The sequence below is a fragment of the Marinobacterium sp. LSUCC0821 genome (assembly GCF_012848475.1).
In the GTDB taxonomy this organism is placed as follows: Bacteria; Pseudomonadota; Gammaproteobacteria; order Pseudomonadales; family Balneatricaceae; genus Marinobacterium_E.
Window position 1 is genome coordinate 1,456,008 of record NZ_CP051666.1, and the last position, 12,278, is coordinate 1,468,285.

Annotated in this window: 10 protein-coding genes; 4 read left to right on the plus strand and 6 right to left on the minus strand. The window is 48.9% G+C overall.

Going from position 1 to position 12,278, the window contains the following annotated elements:
• The first annotated feature begins 81 nt into the window (after window positions 1-81).
• Genes galU through mnmC form a run of 4 tightly spaced genes read left to right on the plus strand, consistent with a single transcriptional unit; the run spans window position 82 to window position 5,823 of the window.
• Entirely contained in the window at window positions 82-960 is an 879-nt protein-coding gene (gene galU / locus HH196_RS06980; RefSeq protein ID WP_169451431.1) for a UTP--glucose-1-phosphate uridylyltransferase GalU, read from the plus strand.
• A 4-nt stretch (window positions 961-964) separates the two neighbouring features.
• The gene (gene pgi, locus HH196_RS06985; protein ID WP_169451432.1) at window positions 965-2,581 is read left to right on the plus strand and encodes a glucose-6-phosphate isomerase; all 1,617 of its coding nucleotides are present in this window, start codon (window positions 965-967) and stop codon (window positions 2,579-2,581) included.
• The gene (locus tag HH196_RS06990) at window positions 2,581-3,846 is read left to right on the plus strand and encodes a UDP-glucose/GDP-mannose dehydrogenase family protein (RefSeq protein WP_169451433.1); all 1,266 of its coding nucleotides are present in this window, start codon (window positions 2,581-2,583) and stop codon (window positions 3,844-3,846) included. Before pgi ends, HH196_RS06990 begins: the two co-directional genes overlap by 1 nt.
• Window positions 3,847-3,855: 9 nt before the next feature.
• A complete protein-coding gene (gene mnmC / locus HH196_RS06995; protein WP_169451434.1) occupies window positions 3,856-5,823 on the plus strand; it encodes a bifunctional tRNA (5-methylaminomethyl-2-thiouridine)(34)-methyltransferase MnmD/FAD-dependent 5-carboxymethylaminomethyl-2-thiouridine(34) oxidoreductase MnmC in 1,968 nt (655 codons plus the stop codon).
• 2 nt (window positions 5,824-5,825) lie between these two features.
• Here the strand turns inward: mnmC and HH196_RS07000 are convergent, their stop codons facing one another.
• Genes HH196_RS07000 through HH196_RS07025 form a run of 6 tightly spaced genes read right to left on the minus strand, consistent with a single transcriptional unit; the run spans window position 5,826 to window position 12,272 of the window.
• Window positions 5,826-6,065 carry a YheU family protein gene (locus tag HH196_RS07000; RefSeq protein WP_169451435.1) on the minus strand — a complete coding sequence of 80 codons (240 nt, stop codon included), beginning with the start codon at window positions 6,063-6,065 and terminating at the stop codon, window positions 5,826-5,828.
• Window positions 6,066-6,068: 3 nt separating this feature from the next.
• Window positions 6,069-8,399 carry an NAD-dependent DNA ligase LigA gene (gene ligA / locus HH196_RS07005; protein ID WP_169451436.1) on the minus strand — a complete coding sequence of 777 codons (2,331 nt, stop codon included), beginning with the start codon at window positions 8,397-8,399 and terminating at the stop codon, window positions 6,069-6,071.
• Between the two features lie 9 nt (window positions 8,400-8,408).
• Window positions 8,409-9,986, minus strand: coding sequence for a cell division protein ZipA C-terminal FtsZ-binding domain-containing protein (locus HH196_RS07010; protein ID WP_169451437.1), 1,578 nt, complete (start codon window positions 9,984-9,986; stop codon window positions 8,409-8,411).
• Between the two features lie 44 nt (window positions 9,987-10,030).
• Entirely contained in the window at window positions 10,031-11,278 is a 1,248-nt protein-coding gene (ccmI, locus tag HH196_RS07015) for a c-type cytochrome biogenesis protein CcmI (RefSeq protein WP_169451438.1), read from the minus strand.
• Window positions 11,278-11,745 (minus strand): cytochrome c-type biogenesis protein, encoded by a 468-nt coding sequence (locus HH196_RS07020; RefSeq protein WP_169451439.1) that lies wholly within the window; start codon window positions 11,743-11,745, stop codon window positions 11,278-11,280. Before HH196_RS07020 ends, ccmI begins: the two co-directional genes overlap by 1 nt.
• Complete coding sequence (locus tag HH196_RS07025) at window positions 11,742-12,272, minus strand: DsbE family thiol:disulfide interchange protein (RefSeq protein WP_169452339.1); 531 nt, start codon at window positions 12,270-12,272, stop codon at window positions 11,742-11,744. The genes HH196_RS07020 and HH196_RS07025 overlap by 4 nt, the downstream gene beginning before the upstream one ends.
• Window positions 12,273-12,278: the final 6 nt, after the last annotated feature.

The following is a 12,278-nucleotide window of genomic DNA, read 5'->3' on the forward strand; positions in this document are numbered from 1 at the left end:
AAAAATTTACTTGGTTTCGTGCTATTTGTGACCTTTGTGCTATACCTAACATATATGCAATTTAATTAAGGGCTATTTTAAATGCTTTCTAAAGTCATCATTCCAGTTGCGGGTTTGGGTACACGTGTACTCCCAGCGAGTAAGGCGATTCCTAAAGAGATGCTTCCGGTGGTTGATAAACCAGTTATTCAACATGTTGTTGAAGAGGCTGCACGTGCTGGGTTTCGTCAAATCGTTCTAGTAACGCGCTCTGGTAAAGAGTCGATTGAAAACCACTTCGATGCCAACTATGAGCTTGAGCAGATGCTCGCTCTGAAAAACAAAACAGCACTCCTTAATGCGGTTGAAAACTCGCTTCCTAAAGGGATTGAAGTCATCTCCGTTCGCCAACCAAGCGCTAAAGGTCTTGGTCACGCTGTTCTCTGTGCTGCACACGTTATTGGCTCTGAAGACTTTGCCGTAATGCTGCCTGACATGGTTATCGATGATGAAGGTTTAGCAAGCGACTTCTCTGAGATGGTGAAGCGTTATGAGAAGAACGGTGCCGGTCAGATCATGGTTGAGGGTGTGCCACAGGAGCACGTTGACCGTTACGGTATTGTCGATTGCGGTGGCAAACAGCTGACTCCAGGTGCGGGCGCGCCAATTCATGGCATGGTAGAGAAACCATCACTTGCAGAAGCGCCATCTAACCAAGCGATTGTAGGTCGTTACATTCTTCCAAACCGCGTAATGGAGCTACTTAAAACAACTCAGCCTGGTGCCGGTGGTGAAATACAGCTGACTGATGCGATGTTGGCTCTTCTCTCTGAAGCGAGCATGGAAGCGTTCAGTATGCGCGGCACCGTCTACGACTGTGGTAATAAAGCGGGTCTTCTTCAGGCGAACCTAGCCTTCGGTCTAAAACACCCTGAAACAGCTGACGCGATGCGCGAGTTTCTTGCGACGCACAAGGTATAAATAGATGAATAGCGCCTGGTCTGCACTTGAGAATTCGGCAGCACGTTTAAGCTCGACTCACCTCAAGGATCTGATTACAACATCAGATCGCTACAGTGCGTTTAGCTTTCGTCATGAGGGACTTCTGCTTGACCTAAGTCGCCAACGACTCGATCCTCAAGTACTCGAAGAGCTCATAGCTCTTGCCAATTCACAAGGCATGACAGACGCAATCAGCAAGCTACTGAGCGGCGAACGAGTTAACACTACAGAGAACCGTGCTGCACTCCACTCTGCACTGCGTTTACCTGAGAGTGCTGAGCTGATCGTTGATGGCCAGGATGTCGTTAGTGATGTTCACCAAACCTTAGCTCGTATGGAGGAGTTTGTTAAAAAGATCCATGCGGGGCAGTGGCGTGGCTTTACCGGCAAACCAATTAGCCAGGTGGTTAATATCGGTGTAGGCGGTTCCGATCTTGGTCCGCTTATGGTCTGTGAAGCACTTAACCAATTCCGTCCAGATGATGCGCGCGATATTGATCTCCACTTCGTATCTTCGATGGATGGCAGTCAGCTTGCCAACCTGTTGTTGGAACTTGATGCCGAATCAACACTCTTTGTCCTCTCTTCGAAATCCTTTGGCACCATCGATACACTAGCTAATGCAGCTACAGCTATTGAGTGGCTCCAAGAACGCAGTGGCCTATCGAGAGAACTTGTACTTAAACAGCACTTCATTGGTGTTACAGCCGCTCCTGAAAAGGCGATTAGCTGGGGGCTTGCCGAGAGCAACCTACTGAAGTTTTGGGATTGGACTGGCGGTCGCTATTCGCTCTGGTCAGCGATCGGTTTACCAATTGCGCTAAGTGTTGGCATGCACGGATTTAAAGAGCTGCTCGCCGGTGCACACAGCATGGATAAGCACTTTTCTGAAGCACCTCTTACAGAGAACCTACCGGTACTGCTCGCTATGACCGGCATCTGGAACACTAACTTTCAGGATATCCACGCCCACGCAATTCTTCCCTATGATGGACGCCTCGCACATCTACCTGCTTATCTTGAGCAGTTAGAGATGGAGAGTAACGGAAAAAGTGTCTCTGGCCAGGGGGAAGCGGTAAGTCATCGCACCTGTCCTATTCTTTGGGGCGAGATCGGTCCTAATGCACAACACGCTTTCTACCAGCTACTGCACCAAGGCACTGAGCGCGTGATGTGTGATTTCATCGTACCGGCACGTCGTTATGTAGATCGTGAATCAACCCTACAAGACCAGCATCAGTTAGCACTCGCCAACTGTTTAGCGCAGGCTCGCGTGCTAGCACTTGGCGATGCCGCCCTGACCGACGGCATTGAGCGACCTAGTTGGCAGCGCTACTTTGGCAACCAGCCAAGCACCGTTATTCTGCTTGATGAATTGACCCCCTATAACCTAGGCAGCTTAGTCGCACTTTATGAGCACAAGGTGTACGCACAAGCCGTTATCTGGGGTATTAACCCCTTTGATCAGTGGGGCGTTGAACTGGGTAAACGCGTAGCCAATGACCTCATCACTGCACTCAATAAAAGCAGCAAAGCCACATACGATCCAGCAACCGAAGGTCTGCTCGATGCGATACAGAATCTAAGGGAGTCTCGATAATGCAGATCACTGTATGGGGTAATGAACTGAGTGCATGGGTGGCACGCGCTCAGCTAGCAGCCTACGGAAATGATGTCATTCACAACCTTCAAGATGATGAGCCTGTTGAGAGTCACCTAAGATCAGAACCGGGCCTACTCATCAGCTTGCAAACCGCAAAGTTCAGCGGTCGATTGATAGCGGATTCGCAACAGGCTATGACCTCAGAAGTGCATTGGCTTGCAATGGATTCTGACGAGCTTCCTGCCGCCCAAGCACTTATTAAAGAGCTCTCGCTCAAATGCGAAGGGCCATTGTTGATAGTCAACCAGAGTAACTTTGGTGTGGGTGTCAGCGATCAACTACAGAAGACACTTGATGAGCGAAAAGGCCAGCACGTGGTCTACCTACCAGATCTTCTGCAGGCGGGCCAGGCGATGCAGCAGTTCGCCAATCCACAAGCCTTGCTAATGGGTAGTGACACAACTGAAGCGACTGAAGGTCTGCTTGGTATTTTACGACCTTTCCATCTTGGCCAGCGCCCTACCCAAACCATGACGCGTCGCGAAGCCGAGTTCGTTAAATATGCGATTACAGGTCTTTTGGCGATGCGCCTTGGTTACATCAATGAGATGGCTTCACTCTGTGATCAACTGGGTCTGGATATCGATGCTATTCGTCGCGGTATGACAACCGATGTACGTATCGGCACACACTACCTGCAACCGGGTTGTGGTTTTGGTGGGCAACAATTTACACGCTACCTTGAGGGGCTAGCAGAGTTGCTTAACGAGCAACGTGGCTCTATCTTCATCGATACACTATTGGGTCAAAACGAGATCAACAAAGAGTGGCCGTTCAGAACGCTATGGCAGCACTACCAGTGTGATCTTAGCAACAAAACCTTTGCACTTTGGGGTGTAGCGTTTAAACCAGGTGTAGCTGATGTTGAGACCTCACCTGCTATCGCAGTGATTGATGCTCTGCTTGCACAGGGCGCCAAACTTAAAATTCATGACCCGGAAGCACTACAGGCACTCGCTTCGCGATACCCTAAGAATCCTAATTTGATCCTTACAACCAATAACTATGAAGCCTGTGAAGATGCAGACGGCCTACTTCTGCTCACCGCTTGGCCTGAATATGCCTCTCCAGACTTCAAACGTATTGCTAAGCTGCTACGCGAACCGCTTATCATTGATGGACGCAATCTGTATGATCCTTCACGCGTTCAGCAGATGGGCATTCAGTACTACTGCATGGGGCGCAGCTGTTTAACCAAGTAGTGAGCCGCAGTGAGCAGATTCCGTTTAGACAATGCCGAGCTAAACTGGCGAGATGAACAACCTGAGTCGACCCAGTTTGGGGATATATACTTCAGTGTCGAAGATGGCATTGCTGAGACTCAACACGTCTTCATAAACTCTAATCAGCTACCAACTCGTCTAGCAGACCTGAATCCAAACTCGCGTTTTACTATTGGTGAAACTGGGTTTGGCACAGGCCTTAACTTTCTTTGCGCTCGCGATTTATGGCTTAGAGGTGCTCCAAAAGGCGCTCGCTTACAATTTATAAGCTGTGAACGCTTTCCACTGACACTTGATGACCTTAAGCGCGCCCTACAACGCTTTAAAAACAGTAGTGAGTTTGCCTCTGGCACTGCACAGTTGATCGAACAATGGCCTGCCGCCTTCAAAGGCTTCCATAAACTTCATTTTGATCAGGGTCGCATCGAACTCTGGCTGCTTTTTGGCGACGCTGCCGAGCAGTTGAATCAGTTGGATCGGCCCGTGGATGCTTGGTTCTTGGACGGTTTTGCCCCGTCAAAAAATCCAGAGATGTGGAGCCCAGAGCTCTTTCAACAACTCGGTAGACTGAGCCATACAGAAACCACCTTTGCGACCTTTACCTCTGCAGGCATAGTTAAGCGAGGACTCGCTGAGCAGGGTTTCTCTATTCAAAAAATTGCAGGCTACGGCCGTAAACGCGAAATGATATGCGGCAAAATGGATGAGCCTCGTACACTAAATGCGTTCGAACAGCCTTGGCATAAACGACCACCTCATCGAACGCCTGGGCGTATCGCCATCATTGGAGCAGGTTTGGCCGGGGCAACCACCGCCTACCGCCTAGCCAGCGAGGGTATCGCTGTTGATCTCTTTGAGCGTGAATCAAAACCAGCGCAAGGTGGCTCGGGTAATCCTCAGGGCGCGTTATATGCCAAGCTACCGGCAAAACCGACCCCAGCAGGCCGTTTTCATACACTTGGCCTGCAGTTCACGATTAATTGGCTTAAGGCACTGGGTTTAAATAACGGCAAAGATGCGGACCTATGCGGCCTATTACAGCTAGCCGTTGATGATGGCGAACGCGTGCGCCAGCAGGAGTTTATTGATCAAAACCAATACCCTGCCGATCTTGTGCATTCGATTGACGCGGATGAAGCGAGTAGACAATTGGGCACCCCTACTCCACACCCTGCACTTCATTTTCCGAATGCGGGTTGGGCATCTCCACCTAAACTTGTGGAGACACTACTCCAGCATCCTCTTATCCATTCACACTTTGGCAAAGAGATAGGCTCTATTAGAAAAGTAGAGGGCGGCTGGGTATTAGACAGCGGTGAAACAACATACTCGCATGTGATTTTCACGACCGCATACGAAATGGAGCTTATCGAGGAGCTCTGCAAAGTTTCACTGAAACCGATTCGTGGCCAAACCACTTGGACAGATGCGCCGAAGGAGAGTCCGCTCAACAAGGTTGTCTGCGGCGCGGGGTACATATCCCCTGCACTCAATGGCCAGTACTGTTTTGGCGCTTCTTTCACGCCGGGTGATAGAAGTCGCGACATTCGTGAGGAGGAGCATCAGCATAACCTAGCTCTACTCAAATCGGTTCTTCCAAAACTTTATGAAGAGCTTGAGTCCTTGCCGCGCACAGGGCGTGTTGCACAGCGAGCGGGCTCACGAGACTACCTGCCTCTCATAGGCACTCTCTGTGATTCAAACAAGATGTCTGAGCTATATGCAGGCTTAAAAACCAATGCCAAGGCACAATTTAGTGCTGAAGCACCTTGGCTAAATGGACTGATGATCAATACGGGACACGGTTCAAAAGGCTTGGTGAGTTGCCCCATTGCCGCTGAAATTTTAACGGCAGAGGTTCTAAATCAACCCTACCCAATAGAGTACGAACTGATTCGCATTCTCTCTCCGCAGCGATTCGTGATTCGCGATCTTAAGCGCAGTAAAAGCGAGTAGCTTTAACTCTGATTCGACGCCTGAAGCTTCTGTAGATCTTCTGCAGGAATGATCGATGTACTCTCTGTTGCACTATCAAAAACGATAAGCGCTTTACCCGTTAGAATCTGTTCACGCACCTGGGCTACGCGCTCCTCTAAAGAGACCTCGACATCACCGTAGTCGGTACCATCACGGGTAACGAACTCTTCAATCATTCCCAAAAGAGCATCATCAGATAGCATATTCGCAGGGACAATCATCGCTTACTCCTGTTCATTCAAAAATTGCAGGAACTGCGCTTCATCTAAAACGCGTATACCTAACTGTTCAGCTTTGGCCAACTTAGAGCCAGCACCAGGCCCAGCCACAACAACATCTGTATTTGCCGAGACACTACCAGCCACCTTAGCTCCCAGAGCTTGAAGTCGGTTTTTAGCATCACTACGCCCCATACTCTCTAGGGTACCGGTCAAGACCCAGGTTTGACCCTCTAACGGATCTTCCGCCCCGTTAGAGTGCTTCTCTGAGGTCCAATGCATACCGAAATCGATAAGTTGCGCCTCAAACGCCTTCTGCTCTGCAACCCACTCTGCGTCTTGTAATACCTGCAGCACCGCTTCAATAGCTCTACTAGAGAGTTTTGGGACCATGGAGAGTTGTGCACCGTCAGCGGATAAGAATTCATCCAGGGTAACGAAATGGCTAGCGAGATTTTTAGCACCTGTCGCAGCAACTGCAGAAATATTGGCGCCTTCCAAAAGGTCAGCCAAGCTAACACTTGCCTGCAGTTTTGCCGAGATGCTGTCAGACTCTTCGAGCTCAATACCAAGTTCAAGCAGTTGATCTAAAACGTTCTGATTATGTACATCCGACATGAAATGGGTAATTTCATGCGCTACTTCGAGTCCAATATCTGGCAACCTGAGTAAGGTTCGAACCTGAGCACGGCGAATTCGATCAAGCGTTCCGAGTGAGTTAGCTAGGGTACGCGCAGTCTCCTCTCCCACCTCTGGAATACCCATGGCGTAGACAAATCGTGCCAGGGAGATACTCTTAGCGCCCGCAATTGCGTCAATCAGGTTTTGTGCGGATAACTCAGCGTAGCCCTCAAGTGATAATACTTGTTCAACAGTTAGCTTAAATAGATCGGCAGGCGATTTAATAAGTTCGCGATCGACCAACTGCTCGACCGCTTTATCACCAAGCCCGTCAATATCCATCGCCTTACGCGACACAAAGTGTATAAGCGCCTGCTTTAGCTGTGCAGAACAGCCAAGGCGACCCACACAACGGTAGATAGAGCCCTGCTGACGTTGCTCCACACCCTTGCCGCGTTTAACTAGTTCCACGCGTTCGACATCTGCCCCACAGACCGGACATTGCTCAGGTGCGTGAACAGGCAGTTCGGAACCATCACGACGATCTGTTACAACTTTTACAACCTGCGGTATGACATCACCTGCTCGACGAATAACTACCCAGTCACCAATACGGGCATCCAGACGCGCAATCTCATCCATGTTATGAAGGGTTGCGTTACTTACGGTTACACCACCAACAAAGACTGGTTCTAAACGAGCAACAGGAGTGACTGCACCGGTACGACCCACTTGGAAATCGACATCTCTAAGTTGGGTAATCTCCTCTTGAGCAGGGTACTTGTAGGCCGTTGCCCAACGCGGGTCGCGGGCGCGAAAACCTAACTGCTCTTGAGCTTCACGCGAATCAAGTTTTAACACCACCCCGTCAATATCAAAGGGGAGTGAATCCCTTTTAGCACCTAATCTCGCTATATAGTCATTACAGGCTTCAACACCCGTCACCTGAGCGATCTCTGAGGAGATTTTCAAACCCCAGCTATTGATCAGGTTTAGTGTTTCGAAATAGCTATCTGGCAGATCATCACTTACCACCCCTGTCCCATAGCAACAGAAGGTTAACGGGCGACTCGCCGTTATTTGGGGATCTAATTGGCGCAGACTTCCAGCAGCAGCATTGCGCGGATTGACGAAAACTTTTTGTCCGGTAGCACGAGCATGCTCGTTCAGGGCTTCAAATCCAGCCCTAGGCATGTAAACCTCACCTCGTACCTCAAGCCTTTCGGGCCAGCCACTTCCTAATAGCTTCAGCGGCACACTCTGGATTGTTCGAACATTGGCAGTAATATCTTCACCCGTTGCCCCATCTCCACGAGTCGCCGCGCGAACGAGTACGCCCTTCTCATAAAGAATACTCACTGCGAGTCCATCGAGTTTTGGCTCTGCAGTAACCGTCAACTCATCCCGAGTCTCTAGCCCGTCTTGGGCTCTGCGATAGAATGCCGCGACATCTTCAGGTGAGAACTGATTGCTCAAACTGAGCATCGGCACTTCATGCACTACCTCTGCAAAACCACCACTAGGTTTAGCGCCAACACGCTGCGTTGGAGAATCTTCAGAAATAAGCTCAGGATGTTGCTGCTCTAAAGCTTCTAAATCACGATAGAGGCGATCGTATTCAGCATCCGTGACTGTGGGGTCATCAAGAACGTAATAGCGGTAGGCATGCTGCTGAAGCTGCTCACGCAGTGCAGAGATCTGTTGTTCAGGGGTCATGTATCGAGACTATTTAGTTTTACGTGTGCGACGACTTTTTGCGCGCTCTTTAAGCTTAAATGCTTTAACTAGTTCGCGGTAATGCTCCTGCGTTTGTGGACGCATCACGCTGCGATCGTTATCTAACATCTCACAGCCTAAGGCTTTCGAGAGTGTCGCGGCGGTCGCCAACATACACTCCACAGCGTAGGAGGGATCACGTGGCTCGCTCATAGACATAAAGAAGGTTACAGCGCGCATCTCTTGAGCATCGATAGTTTCAAGATCAAAGGCGCCACTGCCAGAGACACTACTCATAGAGAACTGTATAGGCGAGCTGTCGGAATTATCTTCAAAGCGATGGAAGAGTCCCATTTGACCAAATTCCATTCCACACTTCTCAACCACAGTCTTAAGGTGCTGACCGCTCATCGCCTGGCCTTCAGGAGCTACCACAAAGAGTACAAGAGTCGATTCAGGATCGGTCATATCGAGTTTGCGCGGCTTACGAACTGAGCCGCTCTCTGTAGATTCAGCATCAACAACAGTATCAGCAGCGTCAGCATCAGCTGTCGACTCTAGACTCTCTTCAAGTTCTACAGTCGCCGTTTCAGCGACCAAAGAGTCGATATCATCTAGTGGTTCATCTACTGACTCAGGGCGCGGCTCGAGTAACTCATCAAAGGCCGCTGAAGACTCCTCTTCAACCTGCTTTGCTCGACTCGATTTAGTGGTTCGTTTTTTCTTAGTCGACTTAGAGGATGCGTCCATTAATTCATGAATTGGACGATCGAGATCCAGACCAAATAGATCTTCTACATGACCAGGTGCTGGTTCAGGTTTTTCTTCAGACTGCGACTCTGACTCTGATGTTTCAGGTTCTGGCTCTTGTACTGGCTCCTGTTCTAGCTCTTGTTCTAAATCTCGTTCTAGAACAGGTTCAGGCTGTACTGTCTTTTCTAGCTCTGGCTCGAGCTCTGAAGCAGCCTCAGATAGTGATTCGTCAGCGGTTGTAGCTTGAGCTGAAACATCTGTCTCTACAGAGTCTTCAATTTCTAAAGAGTCTTCAACCTCTAAAGAGCCTTCAACTTCAGCTTCGATAGAAACTTCCTCTTCAGGCTGATCTTCAGATGGATTCTCTAGAGGCTCTTCTTTTAGAACTGACTCTGAACCTTCATCTGCTTTCGAAGTCTCAGCTGGTTTAGCCGATGACTTGCGAGGTTTTGAAACGACACCTTCATCACTCAGGGTATCTATAATGTCAGATTCAGACTCACCAAAACGCTCGAACGGGTCAGGTAGAAGTTCATCAATTGGGGCAAAACTTGGCTCGATACGTTCGCTTTGTACTGGGGAATTTTTAGCTTCTTCAGCAATTAGCTGGTCGATATCAGGACGATCAACCTCTCGCTTAAGGCGGGCACCACCGTTTGGCAGTTCAGGGTTGTTCTTATCTTCCTTCTCTTCGACCTCAGCACTCCCCTCAAAAGAGCGATCGATTTTCATCTTGATACGGTTTGAACGACCGCCGACACGTCTCCAGCCATCAACTAGGATCAATACAACGAGAACGACACCCGCTACTATTAACCATTCCCGAAGATCCATCGACACTCGTTTCCTAAACCGCTAAAAAAGTAAGCTATAACGCTCTACTGTACTACCTCTGATACCACCATTTCCAGTGGTTTTGGCAATCCTTTTGTCGGTATGTTTTCCATTTCGACCAACAGGTCACCAGGTTGAGCAACAACATTGCCACTTAAGCTAACTCGTGCACTCACTGTCACACGCTCAACGCTGGACAACTTGTTTTGTGGAGACATAGAGTTTGCATCGTTCAACTCCAATGATACTGGCAGATCCGCGACTGTCAGACGAACGGCTGCAAGTGGCATACCACCCTCTGGGCGACGTGCTACCAACATCACAGGAGTCTCTTTCGGAAGGCCCTCAAGTCGATTAGCTGCAATAGAGAGATTGAGCGGAATTGATGACATCTCAGGTAACTGAATATCTGAAACGTCTTCACCAAGTTTAACCAGCTCAGCACGTGCACGCTCGACACCATTACGAAGAGAATCGGCACCGCTACCATCTGCATTTTGCAGTGCGGTTAACCAAAATTTAGCTGCCGCACGGAAATCTTTCTTCTCATATGCATCGATACCCAACAGGCCTAGAGCTGTAATCTCCAGTGGCTCAGCTTTAAGGGTCGCTTCCACCTGTGCACGCACCTCAGCATTGAAAGTACCTGCAGCAAAAAACATCGCTTGTGCAAGCTGCCCCATAACCGTTGCATACTGCACATCTTCAGGCTTCAGATAACTCACGCATTGCTGATAGGCATCGACAGCCTCTTGATGACGACCTAAATCCATCATAGTGCTAGCGAGGATGTACCAACCTTCTGGGTTCTCAGGGTTAGCTTTCAACTCTAACTGAAGCTGAGCAATCGCCTCATCCATAGAAGGCTGACGACCATTGAAGGGATCCTTAGGCATATTCATGGAAAGCTCTAGATCAGGCGCACGACCCACTTCATTGTAGAGGGCTACAGAACTCGCGATAACTGCAAAGGCGAGCACAAATCCTACCGCTAGCTGTTTTGAACCAACACTCGATGAGCTTAAAGAGATTTTTTTAGCACTTGCATCAATCAGAAGATTCTTCTCCAGCTCTGCCTTAAGCGCTTCAAAATCTGGAGCAGAGATAGAGCCTGAAGCGAGCTCTTGCTCCAATTCGCCTAAACGATCTTTAAAGATAACAACGTTATCCTGCTGCGGATCTGAGGTCACTAGTGTAGTGACGCGAGACTGACGCAGCTTCAATATTGGGAAAATAATTACAATTGCTGCCAGCAGAGATAGTGCGGCGATACCGAGCCAAAGATTCAACATTACTCTTTATCCTGTTTAAGTAGCTCGTCCAATTTTGTTCGCTCTTCAGCGGTTACCTCTGACACTTTGCTAGAGGTGGCTGCAGTGCGGTTGCGACGCTGCAGAAGAATGATAATGATTGCTAAAACACCAAGCCCGAGCCCAAGATAAGGACCATACCAAAGCAGCCAAGTCTGGCTATTCATCTTCGGACGATAGAGAACAAAATCACCATAACGCGTAACCATGAAGTCGATCACCTCAATATCGGCAACACCCTCATCAACCATTCGATAAACTTCAGCGCGAAGGTCTTTAGCGATGGGAGAATCTGAGTCAGCAATATTCTGGTTTTGACACTTGGGACAACGAAGCTCTGCTGTTAACTCGTGAAAACGTTTTTCATCCGCAGTGCTCTTGAATTGGTAGGCATCGATTGCAGCTTGAGCAGGCAGTGCCAGGAACATTAACAGCAGTAAACGAATCATGCTTTACCACCCTTAACCTGCTCCATGATTGCCTTTAGCTTCTGCCAAACCTGCTGATCGACAGCGCCAACGTGACGAAATTTGATTACGCCGTTTGCATCAATAATGTAGGTTTCAGGGGCACCATAGACACCTAAATCAAGACCCAAACGACCATCCGGATCAAAGATCACTGCTTTGTATGGATTCAAATATTTCTTCAACCAATCCTGCGCCTTGGGGCGTTCATCTTTGTAGTTAATGCCGAAGATGGTAACGCCCTCTTGCGCGATTTGGTTAAGAACTTGATGCTCCTCTTTACAGGTAGGACACCAGGTCGCCCAGACATTTACCAGTGCCACATCACCCTTGAGATCAGCAACTGTTAACTGCTTATCACCATTAAGTGACTGCAATTCAAACGCCGGCATTGGCTTATCTAACAAAGCCGATGGCAGTGCACGCGGATCGAGATAAAGCCCTTTCCAAAGAAAAAAGCCTAAGCCTAAAAATATAGCTAAAGGGGCAAATAGAAATAACTTTCTCATCATCAA

Bases quoted from the DNA above. Each gene is read 5' to 3' on its own strand.
- HH196_RS07010 (WP_169451437.1), bottom strand. From the start codon at position 9,986: ATGGATCTTCGGGAATGGTTAATAGTAGCGGGTGTCGTTCTCGTTGTA.
- HH196_RS06990 (WP_169451433.1), top strand. From the start codon at position 2,581: ATGCAGATCACTGTATGGGGTAATGAACTGAGTGCATGGGTGGCACGC.
- ligA (WP_169451436.1), bottom strand. From the start codon at position 8,399: ATGACCCCTGAACAACAGATCTCTGCACTGCGTGAGCAGCTTCAGCAG.
- HH196_RS07000 (WP_169451435.1), bottom strand. From the start codon at position 6,065: ATGATTGTCCCTGCGAATATGCTATCTGATGATGCTCTTTTGGGAATG.
- HH196_RS07025 (WP_169452339.1), bottom strand. From the start codon at position 12,272: ATGAGAAAGTTATTTCTATTTGCCCCTTTAGCTATATTTTTAGGCTTA.
- pgi (WP_169451432.1), top strand. From the start codon at position 965: ATGAATAGCGCCTGGTCTGCACTTGAGAATTCGGCAGCACGTTTAAGC.
- HH196_RS07020 (WP_169451439.1), bottom strand. From the start codon at position 11,745: ATGATTCGTTTACTGCTGTTAATGTTCCTGGCACTGCCTGCTCAAGCT.
- ccmI (WP_169451438.1), bottom strand. From the start codon at position 11,278: ATGTTGAATCTTTGGCTCGGTATCGCCGCACTATCTCTGCTGGCAGCA.
- galU (WP_169451431.1), top strand. From the start codon at position 82: ATGCTTTCTAAAGTCATCATTCCAGTTGCGGGTTTGGGTACACGTGTA.